General features: G+C 53.7%; 3 protein-coding genes. All 3 read left to right on the top strand.

The features are described 5' to 3' along the window. The first annotated feature begins 53 nt into the window (after window positions 1–53). The 3 genes from ACL7TT_RS08760 to ACL7TT_RS08750 are packed head-to-tail and all read left to right on the top strand — an operon-like array spanning window position 54 to window position 22770. Entirely contained in the window at window positions 54–15698 is a 15645-nt protein-coding gene (locus ACL7TT_RS08760) for an amino acid adenylation domain-containing protein (RefSeq protein WP_413394762.1), read from the top strand. Further along, window positions 15695–18166 (top strand): condensation domain-containing protein, encoded by a 2472-nt coding sequence (locus ACL7TT_RS08755; RefSeq protein ID WP_413394760.1) that lies wholly within the window; start codon window positions 15695–15697, stop codon window positions 18164–18166. Before ACL7TT_RS08760 ends, ACL7TT_RS08755 begins: the two co-directional genes overlap by 4 nt. Next, entirely contained in the window at window positions 18166–22770 is a 4605-nt protein-coding gene (locus tag ACL7TT_RS08750) for an amino acid adenylation domain-containing protein (protein WP_413394758.1), read from the top strand. The genes ACL7TT_RS08755 and ACL7TT_RS08750 overlap by 1 nt, the downstream gene beginning before the upstream one ends. Window positions 22771–22797: the final 27 nt, after the last annotated feature.

Genomic DNA, 22797 nt, shown 5'->3' with positions numbered 1-22797 from the left:
GCGACTGAATTAATCTCACAGAACGATAAATAATAAATTTCAGGGATCGATAAATGACAATATCCCAATTGCTGTTGATGCTCTCTCAACAGGACATTAAATTGTGGGTGGACAAAGGGGAGCTCAAGTTCAGCGCCCCGCCAGGCAGGTTTACCGTAGCGATGAAGCAACAGATCGTTGCGCGCAAACCCGAGATTATAAATTTTCTGTCGTCATTGGAGCAGCCAGCTGGAACCATAATACCGTTGCGTGCGCGCAGCGGAGAGCTGCCCTTGTCGGTCGGCCAGCAGAACCTGTGGTCGGCCTGTCAGATGCAGGAGAATGCTTCGATCCATAACGTGGTTTCCAGTGCCATTGTCGAAAAGGCCATTGATCCCGAGCTGTATCGCCGGGTGCTGGCCGAAGTCACAGAGCCTCATGAAGTATTCCGTACCCGAATCCGCGCCAGTGGCGGTAAACCCTATGTGGTTTTAGACAACAGTCGGCCGGCGCTGAGCCTGACCGTGAAAGACCTGACCGAATTAGATCGGGAAGCCGTCGAGCAGGAAATTCACAAGCTTATCGATATTGAAGAGTCGTACAACTTCGACTTTGCCAACGAGCCGCTGGCTCGATTTTGTCTGCTCAACGTCAATGCCAATCGTTCGATTGTGATTAGCAATATTCACCACATCATTTGTGATGGCTATTCCATGGGGCTAATATCCCGGGCTTTGATGGAGTGCTTTGAAGCTCTTGAGCAGGGACGCAGCTGGCAGGGACCGGCGCTGGAATTGCAATACCTCGATTATGCTGCCTGGCAACGTGAGCAAGTTGAGCAGAACAAGCTTGAACCACAGCTCAAGTACTGGGCTAATCAGCTCGACGGTATGCCCCCATTACTGACAGTGGAAACTGATTTCCCACGTTCTTCAGTAAGACACAATCAGGGGCGAACCCTATCCGCTGACCTGCCTGAACATATCGTGGCCAAGCTCAAGCAAGTGGCCAAACAGCAGGGCACCACGTTCTATTCTGTGATGTTGGCAATCTACAATCTGCTGATGGCGATTTACTCCGGCAGCCGTGACATACCGATCGGGACCCCGGTGGCCAACCGAACGCATCCCCAGATACAGCAACTGGTGGGCTATTTTGTTAACACCATAGTGCTGCGTAATCATGTCGATTACGGCCTGAGCTTCAGGGAATTTCTCGCGAAGGTCAAAACTTCAGTACTCGAGGGACAGTCCAATCAGGATCTGCCGTTTAATGTTTTGCTCGAAGAGCTGAAGATTGAGACTAGTAACAGTTTTGCACCGCTCTATCAGTTCTCGTTTGTATTCAACAATGCCGAAGATATTTCCCGCGAGTTGGCTGGTCAGGCAGATCAATACACCGATAACGACGGCATCGTCTCCCATGCGGCGAAAGACGACCTCAGCCTGCAAATTAAAGAATGGGTTGACGGGCTTAATGTCAAGCTGACCTATAAAGTTGATTTGTTCAAGGCGGAAACCATTGAGCGGATGATTAAGCATTTCATTCACCTTTCTGCTGTGGTGGCCGAGAAGCCGGATATCCGCCTCGATGACCTGCGTCACAATCTGCCGCCTGCCCAGGCTGAGCGTCTGTCTAATTTGACCGGGATTGACCGCTTCGAACCGGAAGATCGGTTTATTCATCAACAGATAAGTGCCGTGGCAGCACAGTACCCGGACAGCATAGCAGTGATGACCGGGCAGCGATCACTCAGCTTTGCTGAGCTTGACGCCGCTTCCAGTCATTATGCCCATCAACTTAAAGCTATGGGCGTTGGGCCTGAAATCGGTGTTGGCCTCTGTGCCAACCGCTCTATCGAAATGGTGGTGGGCTTTGTTGCAATCCTGAAGGCAGGAGGGGTGTTTGTCCCCATTGATCCGCGCCTGCCGGGGCAGCGTAAAACCAGTGTGGTTGCAGCCTCCGGTATGAAGTTGTTATTGCTTGAGCCGGGGCTCGAAACCGATTTCGCCACACTGGATATCGCTAAGGCAGAACTCACCCCTGCCCTTGATGTTGATGCCGGTGAGGCGCCGGAACATCAGCTGCAAATCAACAATGCGGCCTACATGCTGTATACATCGGGCACGACGGGCAAACCGAAAGGCATTACTGTAACTCATGCCGGTATCGTCAATCTTGCGATTTCCCAGCAGGATTTATTTATGCTCGCTCAGGGTGACCGGGTGTTGCAATTTGCTTCGGTAGGATTTGACGCTTGGATTTCTGAAGTGTGTTCCACCCTCAATGCCGGCGCCGGTCTGGTGCTGCTGCATCAGAATGATTTGCTGCCCTCCAGAGCCCTCAGCCAGCAACTAAAAGCCCTCGGTGTGACCCATTTCACTATGCCGCCTTCGGCGTTGGCATTATTGCCAGATGACGGCCTCAAAGGTCTGACCATTATCTCTGCCGGTGAAGCCTGTTCACCTGAGGTGGCGAGAAAGTGGTCTCAGGCCAATCATTTCGTCAATGCTTACGGCCCCAGTGAAACCACCGTCTGTGCCAGCGGTTACCGATATGACAAAGAGGATGATAATCCCAACGTCAGCATAGGTCAGGCAATTAACAACACTCGCCTGTATGTGTTAGATGACCAACTGTGCCGGGTACCGCTGGGCGTGGCTGGACAGCTGTTTATTTCCTCCCTTGGAGTGGCCCGGGGCTATACCGATAATCCGGCATTGACTGCCGAAAAATTTCTGCCGGATCCATTCAGCGTAAACTCGGGTGCCAGAATGTACGCTACCGGCGATATGGTGCGAATGCGTGATGACGGATTACTGGAGTTCATAGGTCGAAACGATCACCAGATAAAAATACGCGGCTTCAGGATCGAGCTCGGCGAGATCAGCCGGACTTTGCAGAGTCACACTGGCGTCAATGATGGTGTTGCTATCGATTTGACATTGCCGTCCGGTGAGGTTGCTTTGGTCGGCTACTACACGGTAGCAGGAGAGGCGTTGGAGAGCGCCGACATCAAGCACCACCTCCAGCAGCATCTGCCGAACTACATGGTGCCAGCGGCATTGGTGTTGGTGGACAGTCTGCCGCTGACCATTAACGGTAAAATCGATCGTGAAAAACTTCCGATTCCAGACTTTAGCCCAATAGAGCAAGACGAACGGGACATGACCGAAGTCGAGCAACAGGTAGCGAATATTTGTTGCGAGGTGATGGAAGTGCCGGCCATCGGTCTAACCCAGCGTTTCTCTGACATGGGGGGGCATTCACTACGAATTAGCCAGTTCAGTGCGCGGATGAAAGAGAAGATGGGCGTTGACCTATCGGCCAGGCTACTGTTTGAAAACGATTCGGTCGAACTGATTGCCAAATTGGTAGAAAGCGGGTTGTACTATCTCAAAAGTGTTCGCATCAATAAAGCATCCAAGGCCGAAAGGACCAAACTCTCTCTGATGCAGCAACGGCTGTGGTTTGTCAGCCGCCTTGAAGGCAATAGCGCCAATTATCATATTCCCATTGTCGTTAAATTTGACGCCGAGCTGGACTGCAACGTGTTGCATGAATCTCTGCTGACCATTCAGCGCCGTCATGAAGTGCTACGCACCACGTTCGTAGAAATGAATGGTGTGCCTTCGCAGATGATCCGTAAGAAGGCCAAGCTGGAACTACCAGTCATTTCTCTGCGTGACAAGCTCGATAGCTTTGCGGACGATGAAACGCGCCGTCAGATTTATCTGCCCCAGATAGGCGCCGAGATTGAAAAACCTTTTGAACTGCTCAAGAAGCCACTTATTCGAGCCGCATTATTCGAGCTCGGGGAGCAGGAGCATGTGTTGTGCATAACCATGCACCACCTTGTTTCTGATGGTTGGTCCATCGGTCTGTTCATCAATGAACTCAATGTACTGCTGGCGGCAGCCGAAGCCGGTGAAGAGGCTGTGTTGCCGGATCTGAGCGTCCAATATAGTGACTTTGCAGTGTGGCAACGGCAGCTGGTGCAGGACAAGGCGCTTGAAGGTCAGATTGAATACTGGCGCCATCGTCTTGACGATGTACCGGTGCTGCTCAATCTACCGACGGATAAACCCCGCCCGGCAGTGCAGAGTCACCGTGGTGCCACCCATATTGTCAGATTGCCTGCGCGGCTCGCACAGGCGATGGATCAGCTCGCCCATAAACACGGTGCCAGTATCTTCATGGTGGCACTGGGTTGTTTCCAGTTGCTTCTGTCTCGCTACTCTGGCCAGGACGATATCATCGTCGGTTCACCGGTCGCCAACCGCGCCCACTCGGAAATTGAGCCGCTTATTGGTTTTTTCGTCAATACGCTGGTGCTTAGAACTCGCATTGACCACGACTTGAGTGTCGATGACTACATCGAACAAATCAAAACAGCCACAGTGGAGGATTTCTCCAATCAGGACTTGCCGTTTGAATTACTGGTAGAGCACCTTAACCCGGAGCGCTCCCAGAGCCACTCGCCACTGTTCCAGGTGATGTTCAGTCAGGAAAACACCGTGGCCACTGACCAGCAGGATGACTCGCTGCCGATGGAGTTGGTGCGCAGTAAAAATCGTGCGGCTAAATTTGATTTGAGCGTGGCATTCAAGCAGGACGCCAATGGCCTGTTGTTTTATTGGGAATATTGCGTTGACTTGTTTGAGCAGAGCACCATAGAGCGAATGTGCAGCCAGCTCGAAACTCTGCTCACGGCTGCCTGTGCCGCGCCCGATCGTGCACTCAAAGAGTTGTCGCTGCTGGATGATGAGGCTCGTAGGCAGGTACTGGTACAGTGGAACGATAATGAACTGTCATTGCCCGAAGCAGCCTTTATTCATACATTGGTCGAGCAACAAGTTAAATTGACTCCGGATACCGATGCTCTGGCTGATGACGGCCATGCGCTGTGCTACGACCTTGTCAATCAGAAGGCGAACCAGCTGGCCCGCTACCTTCGCTCGTTGGGGATGGGACCGGGGGAGCGGGTGGCCATCTGCATGCCTCGCTCATTGAACCTAGTAGTGACAACCCTTGCTTGTCTCAAAGCCGGGTGCACCTACGTACCTCTGGATCCGGCTTATCCGGAACACCGTATTGGCTACATGATAGAAGATGCCGATGCGGCGATGGTGCTGACTCATTCCAGCCTGAGCCTGGATATGTTCCCGGCCGGGCAGTGCTGTTTGACGCTTGATCAGGGGGAAGTGCGTAGAGCGATCCAAGAGCAGAGCATAGACGACCTGACTGTCGATGGCCTGTCGCCGGATCAGCTGGCCTATATTATTTATACGTCAGGCTCCACTGGAAAACCCAAAGGGGTCTGTATCAGCCACCGCAATGCTGTTTCCATGCTGTGCTGGGCGAAAGCAAGCTTTAGTGATGCACTGCGCCGCTTGCTGGCTACTACTTCGGTCTGCTTTGACTTGTCGATATTCGAAATGTTCGCTCCACTGGTATCCGGTGGCTGCGTGGTGGTTCGGGACAGTATCCTCTCATTGGCAGATGATAATACGCTGGATATTTCTATTATCAACACAGTGCCTTCGGCATTGGAACAGCTAGTGCTTCTCAAGGCTTTGCCGGAAACTACAAAGTTCGTATTCGTTGCCGGTGAGGCTCTCAAGCCTTCAACCGTGGCCCATTTCTTCGAAGCTTATCCTGCACTCAGGCTGTTTAACCTTTATGGGCCATCTGAGGATACTACTTATTCAACAGTATCTGAGGTCCGTCCGGACGATCCTTATGGTGTGACGATAGGTCGACCACTGGCCAACACTCAGGCTTATATACTCGACCGCCATCTGCAACCTACACCGCCAGGCGTTGCTGGAGAGCTGTATCTTGCCGGCGCTGGAGTTACCTGCGGCTACTGGCGACGTCCGGAGCTGACTGCTGAGCGCTATGTACCGAATCCATTCTGTGCCCGAGGCGGCAATCGTATGTATCGCACCTCGGACATTGCCAGCTGGACGCCCGAAGGGGATATCCGTTATCTCGGTCGTCACGATCGCCAAATCAAAATACGAGGCTATCGTATTGAGATCGGCGAAGTAGAGCATTTGATTTTGCAACATCCGTCGGTGCGTCAGGCTGTAGTAGTTGCGACACCCCACGCGGCTGCGGACGGTAATAGTGGACAGGATAACAATTATCTGGTGTGTTACCTGGTTTCTGCCGAAGGCGAAGGTAGCTTTGATGAGCTGCCACTTAGAGAACACCTGTTGCAGTATTTACCTGAATACTTTGTACCGGAAGTCTTCATGCTGTTGGATGTCTTGCCGTTGACCCCCAACGGAAAGGTCGACCACAAAGCTCTGCCTGAACCTCAAGCCAGTGAAATGGCAGTGCCCACAGAAGGGAAGGCGGCCAGTACAGATACCGAACGCACGCTTCTGTCCATCTGGCAAAAAGTGCTGCAAAGGGAAGAGCTCGGCATTACCGACAACTTCTTTACTTTGGGCGGCCATTCACTGCTGGCAATGCAGGTGGTCTCGCACATCCAAAAACAGTTGTTAGTGCGGGTGCCATTAAATGAACTATTCAAGTTGCCAACAGTTAGGGAGCTGGCGGCTCTGGTAGAGACTTCTGAAAAGGTCGATTCCGCACAGCTGGCGATACCTCAAATCAAACATGATGCTGAAGGCAGCGGCGAACCCTTCCCGCTGACCGAAGTGCAGCAGGCATATTGGCTCGGCCGTGCTGCCACGCTGAAAATGGGTAACATCGGCACTCATAGCTATCAGGAATTCGACTTCCCGAATCTTGATGTCAAACGTTTGCAGGTGGCGTTCAATCAGCTGATCCAGCGCCATGACATGATGCGGATGGTGGTCAATGAAGCCGGTCAGCAGCAGGTTTTGAACCTCGAAGATGATTACGTCATAGACTATCAGGATATTACCGACCTGTCCGAGGACGACAAGCAGGCATTTTTGATGCAGCAGCGGGACGAGATGTCCCACCATGTATTTGATCCGGCAATCTGGCCGCTGTTCGATATCCAGATTATCCGAATCAATACTGACCACTACCGTTTCTTCTGGAGCTTCGATGGCCTGCTATTTGACGGCGCCAGCCACCGTATTCTGGCTCGCGAGCTGCAAACTCTTGCTGCCGACGAAAGCGTTGAGTTCGATCCAATAGGGGTGACCTTCCGGGATTATGTGTTGGCCGAGCGGAAACTCAAGCAGACCGACCAATACAGGGAAGCTCGGGATTACTGGATGGAGCGGGTGCCCGAGCTGCCGTTGGCACCGGACTTACCGTTGGCTAAAGACCCCGAACAGGTTGAAAAGCCGATATTCAATCGCCGTCGCTTCCTGCTCAGCGAAGAGCAATGGCAACAGTTGCAGGCCAGAGCGGCCAATGCCAATGTTACTCCAACAGTATTGTTCCTGAGCGCCTTCTCCGAAGTGGTGGCACTTTGGAGTAAAACACCGACCTTCTGTTTGAATCTGACCTTGTTTAACCGTCTGCCGATGCATGAGCAGGTGAACCAGGTGATCGGTGACTTCACTTCAGTGACCCTGCTTGAGGTGGATCTTGAGCCGCAGCAGGATTTCTCTGCCCGCTGTCAACGACTGCAAGGTCAGCTGTGGCAGGATTTGGAGCACCGTCTGTTCGGGGGAATCGAAGTACAGCGTGCTCTGCGTAGCCATCACGGCAGTGAAACTAATACCGAAATTCCGGTGATATTCACAAGTCTGTTGGGCCTTTCCAACGAGGAAGACCAGTTTGCTATGCCGGATACCATGGAAGAAGGCTATGGTATTTCCCAGACTTCTCAGGTTTGGCTCGACCACCAGGTTGGCGAATTCAATGGCAAACTGGAGCTGAACTGGGATGCGGTGGAGGAACTTTTCCCGGACGGACTGCTGGACCTGATGTTCGAATCTTATCAGGCGTTGATTCTTAACCTGGCTGAGGAAGGCCAGCTCTGGAAATCCAAAACGGTTGTTACCATTCCGGATGAGCAGAGTGAACGCCGTGTCACGGTCAACGCCACTGAAGGCCCGGAATCCGGCTTGCTTATCCATCAGGCTTTTGAACAGCAGGTCGAGAAAACCCCTGATGCGGTAGCTCTCATTCATAATTACCGGTCGATCACTTACCGTGAACTCGACAACGCGGCTAATCGTTTAGCCAATACCCTCAAGGCAAATGGCTCGGATCCCAACAAGCTGATTGCTGTGGTGATGGATAAGGGGTGGGAGCAGGTGGTTGCGGTGCTGGCGGTGGTCAAATCCGGGGGTGCCTATCTGCCGGTGGACGTCAACAACCCCGGGCAGCGTATTGAACAGCTACTGGAGTTGGGCGAGGTCAGCCAGTTGATTACCCAGGAGTGTTTCCGCGAAACCGTGGTCGACACCAATTGGGGAGCGCAATATCAGTGTCATGTTTTGGGGCTGGATGACTTGCATGGCGAAGCGATAAGCGCTCCCGACTGCGCTGCCACCCAGGAAGATCTCGCCTATGTGATCTTTACTTCCGGGTCTACCGGCACACCCAAAGGCGTCATGATTGATCACCGCGGCGCGGTCAACACCATAGACTCCATCAATAATGACTTCGCGGTGACTGCCGAGGACAGAATTCTCGGCTTATCGGCACTGAACTTTGATTTGTCGGTTTACGACATATTCGGCCCGCTCTCGGTCGGCGGAGCACTCGTGCTACCTGTGGCGGCGCTATCGAAAGATACCGTCCACTGGCACGAGCTGGTGGAAGAGCATCAGGTTTCTTTGTGGAATTCGGTCCCGGCGCTGTTGCAATTATATGTAGATCATCTGGAAATGAGCTCGCTCACTATGCCACCGGCATTGCGTCAGGTACTGATGAGCGGAGACTGGATCTCGTTGTCGCTACCGGAACGCATAAAAGCACTTTCTCCAGACATACAAGTGTCCAGCCTTGGCGGTGCTACGGAAGCGTCCATCTGGTCAATCAGTTATCCGATTGATCATGTCGATGCGGCTTGGCCTTCTATTCCTTACGGCAAGCCGATGCGCAACCAGACTTTCCATGTGTTGCGCAATTTCGAAGACTGCCCGGACTTGGTCGCAGGCGATCTCTACATTGGCGGTATCGGAGTTGCCAAAGGCTACTGGAAAGACGAGCAGCGCACCTGTGACAGCTTTGTCAAAAATCCACATAACGGCGAAACCCTCTATCGCACTGGTGATGTGGGGCGTTATCTCAGCGACGGCAATATCGAGTTTCTCGGTCGTGAAGATGCTCAGGTCAAAATCCAGGGCTATCGTATTGAGCTGGGTGAAGTGGATGCCGGTTTGTTGCGCCATCCCATGGTCGCCCAGACCCTAACCGTCGCAGTGGACGAGGGTCAGAGGAACAAGCGACTGGTCAGTTATCTGGTTTTGCATCAACCGCCTGAGCAAAAGGATGGCGGCTTCGACGTACTGACCGACCCTGTCGAGCGAACAGTGTTCAAACTAAGGCAGCCAGGAATGCGTTCGGTGGCTGAATCTTGCCTGTCCGTTGCCTTGCCCGATGAGGTTGGCATGAAGCATGGTCAGCCGCTGCTGGCAATGTCATGGCCGGCAGGTATGTGGCAAAAAAACGCCTCAAATGCCGGTGAAAATTATGGTTGCATGGAGCTGTCTCGTCTGGCGAGTGTGCTTGCCAGTGTCAAGCGGTATCAGGTCGAAGGTGCCAGCCTGCCCAAGTATTTCTATCCATCCACCGGTGGACTCAATGCCGTACAACTATATCTGGCAGTGGCCGATTCGGCCGTTAAAGGTGTCGCTGCCGGAACCTATTACTATGACCCGCAGGAACACAGACTGGTGTTGCTCTGTGAACGAACCACAGAACTGCCTGAAAAAGGCGTGGCACTGCATCTCGCGGTTGAAACTGAAGCGATTAATCCATTGTACGGTGCCCGCGCCGCGACATTGTCGGCCATAGAGGCCGGTTATATTGCCGACTTGTTGATGTCGGTTGCAGCGCATAATCAAATAGCGCTGTCCGCCTCTACGGATAATGTGGTGCAGGCGAGACTGAAAGACTGGCAGGTTTTGAAATCAAGTCATGAAATCGTCATCACCCTGAGTGGTGGCTTCAATGGTAATCAGTTGATTTCTGATGCTGCAGAGCAGGACGCACTGTCATTGCTGGCCCGTCAATCTTTCCGGCAGTTCGATGAGCGCACTGCTGTCAGCCGCAGCGGGCTGGATAAAGTTATCGAAGCGGCCCTCAAGGCTGTGGGCGACCAGGGTGTGGGCATTTACGTCTATGCCAAATCCAACCGGGTTAGTGGACTGGATGGCGGCTTCTATCGTTTTGATAGCCAGTGCAATCGTCTCGAAGCGATTGCCTGCGCAGGCGATGAAAATCCGCATTACCGTTTTCTCGGTGTTAATGAGGGCATCTACCTGGGCTGCGCCTTCGGTATTCTGATCACTGGTGTTGGTGCCGATATCAATCAGTTGGTTCATGCCGGTGCAATGGGACAGCGGATGCTGAGCGTCTGTGCCGGTGAGCAAATAGGCCTCTGTCCTATTGGTATGCTTCAGGAAGACAACCTGGCCCAGTTGCTTGGCCTGCCGGCCGGACACCAGGTGATCCATAGCTTCCTGGGGGGCAGTGTCAGCGTCGCCCAGTTGGCAGGTTGGACTCAGGAGCAGGATACTCAATCCGGCTCGCAGAGCGCGGTTATTCAGACCTTTCTTGGCCAGCATGTCCCTGAATACATGGTGCCTAAAACCATGATGATTCTGGATGAGATGCCTTTGACCGCCAATGGCAAGGTTGATCGCAAAGCATTGCCCAAGCCTGATCCTGCCGGGGGGTGCGCCGATAACTATGTGGCGCCGACCACCGAGACGGAGCAGCACATTGCGGCTGTCTGGGGCGACGTGCTTGGTCTGAAACAGGTTGGCATTCACGACAACTTCTTCACCATCGGCGGCAACTCCTTGACGGCGTTGGAGATCATCGGCCGGATGCATCAGAAAGTCGGTGTCAGGGTGCAACTGCATATGTTGTTTGAAAAGCCAACGGTCGCAGAGGTGGCCGCCCTGATTGATGGCGAGCGACCCGGCTTGGAGGAAGCGGCAGCCGAGGCCGAGCAGCGTATCGAGCTGTTGCACGATGCGGAACATCATCTCGATCCATTCCCGCTGACTGACGTACAGCACGCTTACTGGTTGGGCCGCTCCAATGCCTTTGAGCTTGGCAATATTTCTTGTCACAGCTATTCGGAGACCGATATCCCGGCCTTTGACCCTAAAGCCTTCGAGGCAGGCTTCAACCGCTTGATTGAACATCATGACATGTTGCGCATGGTGGTAACGCCCGACGGTCAACAGCGCTTTGTTGAAGATTGTTACTACCACGTTGATTACGAAGATGTTTCCGAAGCTTCCCCTGAAGAGGCTGAAGCGAGATTGTTGCAACGCCGGGCAAGAATGTCTCACCAGATCCACAAGCCGGATCAGTGGCCGTTGTTCGAACTGTCGGTCGTAAAATGGTCCAAAGACCGTTGTCGCCTTTATTGGAGTATCGACTTGATGCTGGTGGATGGCGCCAGCCTCGGCATGCTGGCCAGAGACATCGGCCTTATGGAGCAGCGGGAGTTGGTCAAGCCGGCATTTACCTTCCGCGACTACATTTTGGCTGAGCGCAAGCTCCGTGAAACCAGCTTATACAAGCAGGCTGCAAAGTACTGGGGGGAACGTATAAACGGATTACCCGGGGGGCCGCAGCTGCCGCTGGCTGTCGACCCTGGGCAGATAGCCAACCCGCGTTTTGTCCGTCACGAGTTTACTCTGTCGGCTGAACATTGGCAGGCGATGCGGCAGCGTGCTCAAGGACTCGGGGTGACATCTGCAGTACTTGTAGCCACGCTTTTCAGTGAAGTGTTGGCCATGTGGTCGCGCAAAAGCCACTTCTGCCTCAACCTCACTTTGTTTAACCGTCACCCGTTCCATCCGGATGTCTTTAAACTGATCGGTGATTTCACTTCCCTGATTTTGCTCGAAGTCGATTGCCGCGAGCGGCAGGGCTTCGCCGAGCGCTGTCAGCAGGTTCAGCAACGTCTGGCACGGGACCTTGAATATCGCACCTTCGGTGGAATCGAAGTGATGCGTTTGATGCAGCAGCAGGACCAGTCGGTGCAAATGCCGGTGGTTTTTACCAGTCTGCTCGATACCGAAGGTCCTAATCGGGATGCCGATGAATCCGGTCAGCCGCTCCAATCGGATAAAGGCGATGTCGATACTAGCTTTGGTATCACCCAAACTTCACAAGTCTGGCTTGATCATCAGGTTCGTGAACGTGACGGCGGCCTGCACCTGAACTGGGATATCGTCGATGGACTCTTCCCCCAGGGGATGATCGAAGCGATGTTCGCCACCTATCAGGAGTCCATCTTGAAGCTGGCCACTGATCCGGCTGCTTGGGAACGTCGTCTGCAATTGATGCCCGTGAATCAGCAGGCGGTCCGAGACAAGGTCAATGCCACTGACCAGCCGATACCGGGTGGACAGCTCCACCATGGTTTTGAAAAGCAAGCTGCGGACACCCCGGAAGCCGCCGCGCTCATCACTTCCGCAAAGAGCATTAGTTATCGCCAACTCAACAACAGCGCCAATACGGTTGCCATGCATGTGCTCGAAGCGGGCCTACAGCCCGGCGACAGGGTAGCGGTGACGATGCTTAAAGGCTGGGAGCAGGTAGTTGCCGTACTCGCTGTGCTCAAAGCAGGCGGGGTCTACGTGCCGGTCGATGCTGCCCTGCCGGACAACCGCATTGAGCAAATACTTGTTCAGGCCGGTGTCAATCAGCTGATTACTCAGCCACCACTGGTCGGCAGGCCCTGGACTGGCGGTTATGGGATAACCGAAATTGATGTCAAAGTTCTCGTGAGCGCCGATAGTGACAACCCCGTCATTGAGCGGAGCCAGGCGGAGTTGGCCTATATCATCTTTACTTCCGGCTCAACCGGGGTGCCCAAGGGGGTCATGATCGACCATCGCGGTCCGGTCAATACCAACGACAGTATCAACCGAATGCTTGATGTAGGCCCACAAGATCGTATCCTCGGTTTGTCTTCGTTGAGTTTTGACCTATCGGTTTACGATATTTTTGGACTTCTTGCCGCCGGCGGTGCGCTGGTGCTGCCTGAGGAAAGTAAATCCAAAGACCCGGCCCATTGGGCCGAGTTGATGGTTCAACACAGAGTCAGTATCTGGAATACAGTGCCTGCCTTGATGCAAATGTTGGTGGATTATTGTGAGTCGACCAGCACCGCAGCCACCGGTAGCCTTCGTCGTGTAATGATGAGTGGGGACTGGATACCGTTGGGCCTCAGCGAGCGCATTTGGGCACTCAACGACAATACCAAAGTCACCAGCCTTGGCGGTGCTACAGAAGCATCCATTTGGTCGATATCCTATCCGGTCGAAGAAGTACTCCCGCATTGGAAAAGCATCCCGTACGGTAAACCGCTAGCCAACCAAACTTACCATGTACTTAAGTCAGATTATCGTGGCTGTCCGGACTGGGTTCCCGGCGAGCTCTATATCGGCGGTATTGGGGTGGCCAAAGGCTACTGGGGGGATAAAGAAAAAACCGCCAGCCATTTTATAATTCACCCGGATACGGGCGAAGCGCTTTATCGCACCGGCGATATGGGCCGCTACTTCCCGGACGGCAATATAGAATTCCTCGGCCGTGAGGATGAACAAGTCAAGGTGCAGGGTTACCGGATTGAGTTGGGCGATATCGATGCGGTCATGGTTCGCCATCCGATGATCACCGGGTCGGTGACCCTGGCTGCGGGCACTGTCAACAATAAACGCCTAGTCAACTTCGTGGTGCTTAACCGGCCAGAAGAGCCGGTGCGGGACCCTCGCAAGACCATAGAGGATCCGGTCGAAAGTAGCATGTTCAAAATTAATCGCCCGGGCCTCAGGCATTTGCCTGCAGGTATCAATATCTGCAGTCTGCCAGCGCCACGCCATGATATGCAATCGGGTGATTCGCTGGCGCAACAATGGCAAAGCAGTGTGCTTCCGGGCAATGCCACCATGACCGAAATGTCACTTATTAGTTTGTCCGAACTGCTCTCCTGTGCGGCCGAGTATCCGGCAGCGGGCGCCTCTTTACCAAAATATTTTTATCCATCGACCGGCAGCCTAAATGCTGTACAACTGTACGTTAGCGTGGCAGCGGATACAGTCGAAGGGCTAGGAGCAGGGTGCTACTACTACGATCCGGTGACTCATCAACTGGCCTGCCTGTCCGCCAATAGCCCGGCGCTTGAGGCGGGGATTTCCCGGGGGCTGGGTCTGCACCTGGTACTTGAAACACAGGCGATCGAACCATTGTATGGCTCCAGAGCCGATGCGCTTGGCGTTGTGGAAAGTGGCTATCTGGCGGCCCTGTTAACGGCGACTGCGGCAGCGAGACAAATCCATTTGCGACCGGACAAAGTGCCAGAGGGTTTGTCCGACTGGTTGCAACTGTCAGACAGTAGTCGCCTGCTGATTAATCTCAGTGGCGGTCAGTTGGTCGAAGCTCTGCCGAGCTTGCCTGCACACGTTGTCTGTAATGGCGTTGCCGATGATGTAGCGCTGCCGGCTTTGACAGTACCTGCAAGCGGCTGTATCGGCCTGGCTACACGTCAATCATTCCGCCACTTTGAAGGGCGAGAGAAAGTGAGTTTGTTGTCCATGGCAACCTTGCTGGCAACAGCTGCTGCATCCGTGACTGATACGCCCCTTGAGATACTCATCTATGTAAAAGCGCACCGGGTTGGCAGCCTCGCGGAAGGTTACTACCGCTACTCCCCTGACCACCACAGCCTGAGGGCTGTGGGCGGCGGTCATGACGAAAACCCGCACTTCCGTTATTTAGGGGTCAACGAATCCATTTATCTGCACAGTGCATTTGCCCTGTATTTGGTAGGCAAGGCGGATGCGTGTCTTGCCGCTGGGTTGGTTGGCCAGCATTTACTGAGTGTCTGTACAACCGAGCGGGTCGGCTTGTGTCCGATAGGCTTCTTCGATGAGCGGGGGCTCGACACTTTGTGGTCGGTGAAGGAAGGACAGCAGGTGATGCATAGCTTCCTCGGCGGGCCTCTGGATACTAGCCAGTTGACTCGCTGGGTCGAACATGACCCTGACTCAGAGCTGGGATATATCGGTGTGCTTCAGACTTATCTGGCAGGTCAGCTACCGGATTACATGGTGCCCCGAACCATTATTCCACTGGATAAGATGCCGTTGACCCCCAACGGCAAAGTAGACCGAAAGGCTCTGCCTGTGCCGGATCTGGAAAGTGCTGACGCCGACGCCCATATCGAGCCCCAGACTGAGCAGGAGCAACAGTTGGCGCAACTGTGGGAAGAGGTGCTCGGTGTGAGCAAAGTCTGCGTGCTCGACAACTTCATGGCTCGGGGCGGCAACTCACTGTCCATCGTCCAGTTGCAGACGCGTATCCGAGCCCAACTGCGGGTCGATCTGGACCTGCGGCAACTGTACGAAAACCAGACCATCGCTTCACAAGCCGCATTGGTAGTCAGATTACAGGGTGAGTCTGGGGGAGGAGGCGAGCTGCTGACGATCGCCAATATCAAGGCGGTGGCCGCCCATCAGAAAATCAAATGTTATGTCGCCGGTCTGTCTGACAGTGAGGTCCGCAGCTTGCTCACAGAACTGGGCGAAACGGAATGTCAGCCTGAGGAGGTATCACAATGACTGAGATGGCAGTACTTGAGCGTGACGCACTTACAACCTTACTGTCTGAAAAGGTGGACAACGGGGAAATGGCGTTGCCCAGAGGCACAGGAGGGATAGAGTTGTCTTACGCCCAGCAACGCCTGTGGTTCGTCGAACAGGTCCAAGGGGCGCAGGTCACTTATAACTTCCCTAGTGCGGTAAAAATTACCGGCCCTTTCGATCCAGACATCTACGGTGAATCCTTGCAGCGAGTGGTTCGGCGCCATCCAATCCTCACCGCTACCTTTGACGGTGTCGATGGCGTACCCAAGCAGCGCTTCCACCCAGATCTTGAGGTGCAACTGCCCATCATTGACCTGAGCGGTTTGGCTGCGTCAGATCAAGACAGCCGTCTACAGGCGCTACTACGCGAAGAATCCCAGGCAACCTTTTCACTGAGTGAAGGACCGTTATTTCACTGTCGGGTAATCAAGCTTGGCGATGAGCGTCATGTATTGCTGATGAATCTGCACCACATCATCACAGACGGTTGGTCGAGTTCGCTGTTCAATCGAGAAGTCAGTGAGTGCTACGCCGCTCTGATGAGTAACCAGGAGCCCCGACTGCCGTCGTTGGCGATGGATTACAGCGATTATGTTTACTGGCAACAGGCCATGTTACAGAACGCCGAGAAAGAGAACCTAATCAGCCGCTGGAAAGCCAAGTTGTCCGGCATGCAGAGCTTGCAGTTGCCACTCGACAGACCCCGTAGCGACAAAGTCACCAGTCACGGTGCCCATTATCAGGTCACCTTGAAGCTTGACGAGGTAGACACCCTGCAAAATCTGGCAACTGCTGAAGGCGCCTCGCTGTACATGGTATTGCTGGCCGCTTACAAAGCGACCCTTTATTCCTATTACAAGCAAACCGACATCGTGGTAGGTACCTCTGCGGCCAACCGCAAGGTGCCAGAAATGGAGCAATTGCAAGGCTTGTTCGTTAACCAGCTTGTGATGCGTACTTCGCTGATCGGCAACCCGACCTTTACCGAACTGGTTGGACGGGTCAAACAGACCACCACTGAGGCCTTCGCCTTGCAGGACCTGCCGTTTGACATGCTGGTATCTGCCATGGACGTTGCACGTAAACCTGGCGAGTCTGTGCTGTTTCAATCCCTGTTTTTATTTAATAACTTCCCGCGGCCCGAGGAGGGCCTGAGTCGCCCGGTTCAGATGGAGGTTTTGGATCTGGATATCGATTCGTCGAGATTCGATCTTACCCTGGCGGTCGAACAGAGTGATGTCCTTAACATCAAGTTCACCTATAGAACAGACTTGTTTGACGTGGCCACCATCAACGCACTCAGTGACCGTTACCTGACAACCATCAAGACCGTGGTTAAAGCCGTCGCCGACAAGGCGGATATCCTGCTCAGTCAAATTGATGAAACAATCAATATGCAACAAACACCAGTTACCGAAAAACCCAAAAACTCTCGTTTCAAAAAAGGCCGCCGGTCCGCTGTAAACCTTTCGCAACAGGAGTTGGTTGCCATTACCGATGGCTATCCCACCGTCATTACCCCGGCCAACGACAATGTAGAACTGGCCGAGTGGATAAGTTCAAAACGCGAGTTCCTGGAAAAGAAAGTGCTGGAAACCGGCGCAATTTTGTTTCGTGGCTTCGGTATTAACAGCCCGGAAAAATTCGAGCGTATGGCCAATGCCTACTGCCCTGAGCTGTTCGACAGCTATGGTGATCTTCCCAAGGAAACCAAAGGCCAGCAGATTTACAAGTCGACGCCATACCCCGAAGACAAGGAGATCATGTTCCACAATGAAAGCTCCCATACCCAAAAGTGGCCGATGAAGCAGATGTTCGCCGGCATTATCGCCGCCGAAACCGGCGGCGAAACCCCGATAGTGGATTGTCGCAGAGTGTATAACGCTCTGAGTGCTTCGACGGTACGCAAGCTGGCTGATAAAAAACTTGCCTATGTACGTAACTTCATTGAAGGACTGGATGTCCCCTGGCAGGACTTTTTTAAAACGGGCGATAAGGCCGAGGTTGAGGCCATTTGCGCTAGAGAACGCATAAAGTGCGAGTGGGTCAGCGATAACCAATTGCGTACCACTCAAGTCGGTTTCGCGGTATGCCTGCATCCGAAAACTGGTGAGAAAGTTTTTTTCAATCAGATTCAGTTGCATCACATCGCTTATATGAGCGAAAAGGAGCGTGACTCACTGCTGACCCTGTTCAAAAAAGAAGACCTCCCGCGCAACGTCTACTATGGCGACGGCAGCGATATCGAACCTGAGGTTATTGCCGAAATCGATAGGGCCTATTCAGAAAACTGCCACAGGGCGCCCTGGCAACAGGGGGATTTCCTGATTGTGGACAACATGATCACCGCTCACGGCCGTTCGGTGTTCACAGGCCCTCGGAAAGTGGTAGTCGCCATGGGCGATCTTATTGGACAAGGCTTGATCCAGGCAGGTGAGCACTGATGAATGCCACCCTCAACCTGGCAGAAGGTGCAGAACGTTACGCGCTTTCTAGCCAGCAGAAAAGGATATGGGCACTCAATGGTGAAGACCGCCAATATTGCTGTTTCAGCCTGACCCGGCTGACAGGCGATGTTGATCATCGGCGTCTGCAACAGGCTCTTGATATCCTGACCATGCGCCATGAAGTGATGCGTACTTGGTTTGAAAAGCCGGGGGGAACGAAGTTCCCTTTCCAGAAGGTGGCTGCTCATTGGCCGGTTGCACTTAGAGTGAGCGATGTAGAGGCGAGTGAGGGTCTTGAGGCTTTACTTGCTGCCCAGTGGACTGCGCAAACCGTCGACTGTTTGATTCAGCCTCACAGCCAGTGCCACCTTTATCATTGTTCGAGTGGTGTCAGTTATCTGGTCTTGGCGCTGCCGATGCTTTGTGTTGACCGCAGTGGTGTCAACTTGCTCACCGATGAACTGCTGAGGCTGTACCGGGACAGTTTCGATCCGGACGAGGAGGCATTGCAGTTTCTCGATGTGATTGATGAGCTGGATGAACAGCACGGTGCGCCTGAGGCTGAGCGGCTGCTCGAAACCATTCGTAACAGTGAAACCCATGGCAATCGTGCCGGGCGTATTTTCCTGACTGAAACCTCGCCGGTAGATGACGAAGCCAAGCCGTGGATGGCCAGAGTTGCCCGGATCCGGTTGGTGGTGGGCCTGAGTGAATCGCTGGCGGCGTTTAGCCGCGATCATCGATGGCATAACCGCAGCCTGCTTTTTTCGCTGTGGCAGCACCTGCTTAACCGGATGTCCCGCGAACCGGTTCCCATAGGTGTCGTTTTTGACGGGCGTCTTGATCCGGAACTGGCGCAACTGCCTGGTACCTTGAGCCGGGCCATCCCGGCTGGTGTGGGCGGCGGAGACGACCAGACTCTGATCAGCTTTGTCGCCCTTGTCGAACAGCTGCTGGGTGAACTCGAAAGGATGCAAGAGCATTTTGACTGGCAGTCACTGGTAGATGAACAGGAGCCTTTGCTGGCCCGCTACGGGTTCAGTTTTGGACGAACCGAAGATCCCGCCTGCTGTTATGTCGGCGGCGCGATGGAGCCGTTTGAACTATCGCTCTGTTGCACCGTTCAGCAGAGCGACCTGCTGCTGGATTTTGAGTATGACAAGCTGCTATTTAGCGAACAGGCCGTTTCGCTGCTGGCTGATCGATTCAGCGCCATGCTGGAGCAGGCTCTGGCCGGTCTGACTCATGACACAACGATGCGAGTAGGTGAAGTGGATGCCATCGGCGAAGCCCAGCGGCGAGTGCTGGCAAACACAATTACTCCAGCATTGATCGACACGACCGAACCTGTACACGAAGTGTTTGAGAGGCATGCCGCTGCTACGCCCGATGCCATCGCCCTCGAGACTGAGGCAGGCGAGTTTAGCTTTGCCGAAATTCATGAAGAGTCCGAAGCGTTGGCTGCTTATCTGCAGAGCCTGGGCATCGAGTCGGGCATGCCGGTGGCCGTTTGTACTGAGCGAGACAAGTATTTGGTCGTCAGCCTGCTGGCGATTCTCAAAATCGGGGCTATCTACGTACCGCTGGATCCTCAACTGGTTGGTCAGCGAATGGAGTACATCGTCGGTGATACCGGTTGTCAGTGGATTCTCACCGTCTCTCTTCTGAGTGACGATGTAAAGGGGCTTGGCACACGCGTTATGCTCGATCAGCTTAAATTGAGCGACCACTCGTTTACTCCGGTGGATGTTGCCTCCGAACAGCTGGCCTACCTGATTTACACTTCCGGCTCTACCGGTGAGCCTAAAGGGGTCAGCATCAGTCACCGCGCGTTGGTGCAGTATGTTACCGGCGTAGAGGCACGCCTTAAGCTCGGCGAAGATGCCAGTATGTTGTCGCTGGCCAGCGTCGCAACCGATCTGGGGCATACCGCTTTGTTCGGTGCTCTGCTTACTGGACGCACACTTCGGCTGCTGAGTGCGGACAAAGCCATGAATGCCGATGCATTGGTCGATCAGCTTCGGGACAACCCGGTCAGTTGCCTCAAGGTGGTTCCTTCTCACTTGCGGGCCCTGTTGACGGCGCAAGAGCCGGCTTTTTTATTGCCGACCGAGACGTTGGTGATAGGTGGAGAAGCCTTGACCGAAGATCTGATTGAAAAAGTTCGTGCGCTCAAACCCGATTTGCGCATCGTCAACCATTATGGTCCCACAGAAACCACGGTGGGCATAATCACCCATGAAGTTATTGAATATGAGAGCGCTTGCCCCATCGGGCGTCCGCTGGCAGGTGCCTGTGCTCACGTGGTTAATGAACGGGGAGGGCTTGCGGGAATTGGGGAAGTCGGAGAATTGTATCTCGGCGGTGTTACTATCGCCGAAGGCTACTGGCAGCGTCAGGAATTGACCGATGAACGCTTTGTGCCTGACACCTTCTCACAGGAGAAGGATCTACGACTCTACCGCTCCGGCGATTTGGCCCACTATCGTGCCGACGGCGAGCTCGTTTATATGGGTCGCGGCGACGATCAGGTGAAAATCCGTGGCTTCCGGGTTGAACTTAGCGAGGTGGAAAAATCCCTCTGTCGGCATCCTGAAGTTGTCCAGGCGGTGGTGGTGCTGCAGGCCTCCGAGTTTGAATCCGCAGGAGATAGCAACCCCCATCAGGATTTAGTAGCCCATCTGGTAATGGCCTCGGCACAAGAACTGGATGTTGAAGCCGTTCAGGCTTTCATGCATCAGGAGTTACCTGATTACATGGTACCTGTGGCAATGCAGTCCATTCGTACCTTGCCATTGACCCAGAGTGGCAAAGTCGACCGCAAGGCATTGCCTCGGGTTGAGCGCCATTGGGGCCGTAAAGCGAACTATGTTTCACCACGCAATCAATTGGAACAGGGCTTGGTGAAGCTGTGGCAGGAACTGCTCGCAATCCCTCAGGTCGGCATTCATGACGAGTTTTTTGCCCTTGGTGGTCATTCGCTACTGGTGACCCAGCACATGTCATATGTGCGTAAGCATTATCATCTGGAACTACCTATTAAATCTTTTTTTGATGCCCCTACCATTGCCGAACAGTCTGGGCTGATAAGTCATCTGCTTGAGAAGCAGCCAACTGTTGCAGGCGAAGTTGGTGATATCGCGGCATGCGATGCAGCCAGCCTGTTAACCCTGCCCCTGTCTTTCGGACAGGAAAGGCTGTGGTTCACCCAGCAGATGAATGACGTTCAAAAAGGGTTGTACAACACGCCTCACGTTTGGCGGCTTGAAGGGCCATTGGATGCCCACAGGCTGAGTTGTGCTTTCAGCCAGATTGTCGAGCGACATCAGATCCTGCGCACTGGTTATCGGGTTAAAGACGGCGAACTGAGCCAATATATCGCCGACTTCAAGTTCCAGCCAATAAAGGTTCACGACCGCTGTGACCAATTTGCATCACTGGATGAAGCCTTGAGCAAGGGTAGTGCCCTGGTTGCAGAGATCATGACCTTAATTGGTCAGGAGTTTGACCTCAGCGAATGCAGCCTGTATAGCATCGACCTATTCCGCGTCGCACCCGAGCAGCATGTATTGGTCTTCAACCTCCATCACATTGTCTCGGATGGCTGGTCGCTGGGGATATTCCAACATGAGTTATCGGAATTTTACCGCACCCAGAATTGTAATGCGGCTTCAGAGATTGCGCCTTTGCAATATCAGTACACCGACTATGCCATCTGGCAACGGGAAATGTACCAGCAGGGCAAGTGGGACCATCAAGTCCAGTACTGGCGGGCCAATCTCAGTGGCCTGCCGGAGTTGCGCTATCCGCCGGTGGGCAACAAGCCTTCCGGTGGAGAAGATGCCCTTGAAAGCGGTACTCATAAGTTCCAGTTCGATCAGACCATGACCGAAGCACTGCGTACCGCTGCCCGAGATAATCAGGTGACCCAGTTCATGCTTAATCTGGCGCTGGTCAAACTAGTAGTCGGCCACCATTGCGGCCAGCAGGACTTTGCCATTGGTACCTCCACCGCCGGGCGCAATCGTCAGGAGTTCAACCAGCTGATCGGCTTTTTCGTCAACCAGTTGGTGCTCAGAATCGACGCCAGACCCGACATGGCATTGACTGAATTTCTGGGCGAGGTCAAGGAAACCACTCTTGGGGCCTACGAGCATCATGACATACCTTTCTCGCTGTTGGTGTCCGAACTGGCCCATGACAGACAACCGGGTCAACAGCCGTTTTTTAATTGCCTGTTTTTATTCCAGGAGTTCCCGGAAAAGCCGCTGACCATAGATGGGCTGAGCATCGACAGCTGGGGCAGCGAAGACTATGACGCCAAGTTTGCCCTGACCCTGTACATGGGTTACGAAGACGGGGTGCTCAGCGGGACCTGGGTTTACAACAAACAGTGGTTCAGCGACCAGGCAGTGGAAAAACTGACTGCCTATTACAAACGGGTTGCTGAACAACTGGTGGGTGACACAAGCCTCAAGCTGGAACAGCTGACTTATGCCACCGAAAAAGAGTTGGCCGAGGAAGCGGCAGCAAGGCGCATCTCGAAAATGCAAAAATTCAGCCGGGTCAAACGCCCGATTCGAAAGTTACCGAAGCCGTAGTGAATTTTTAGGGTTTTCGGTCAGGCA

The sequence above is a fragment of the Microbulbifer jejuensis genome, from assembly GCF_047289955.1.
GTDB lineage: Bacteria > Pseudomonadota > Gammaproteobacteria > Pseudomonadales > Cellvibrionaceae > Microbulbifer.
Note: the sequence above shows the minus strand (reverse complement) of the source record. Positions and strands in the feature narration are given on the sequence as shown.

Bases quoted from the DNA above. Each gene is read 5' to 3' on its own strand.
- ACL7TT_RS08755 (WP_413394760.1), top strand. From the start codon at position 15,695: ATGACTGAGATGGCAGTACTTGAGCGTGACGCACTTACAACCTTACTG.
- ACL7TT_RS08760 (WP_413394762.1), top strand. From the start codon at position 54: ATGACAATATCCCAATTGCTGTTGATGCTCTCTCAACAGGACATTAAA.
- ACL7TT_RS08750 (WP_413394758.1), top strand. From the start codon at position 18,166: ATGAATGCCACCCTCAACCTGGCAGAAGGTGCAGAACGTTACGCGCTT.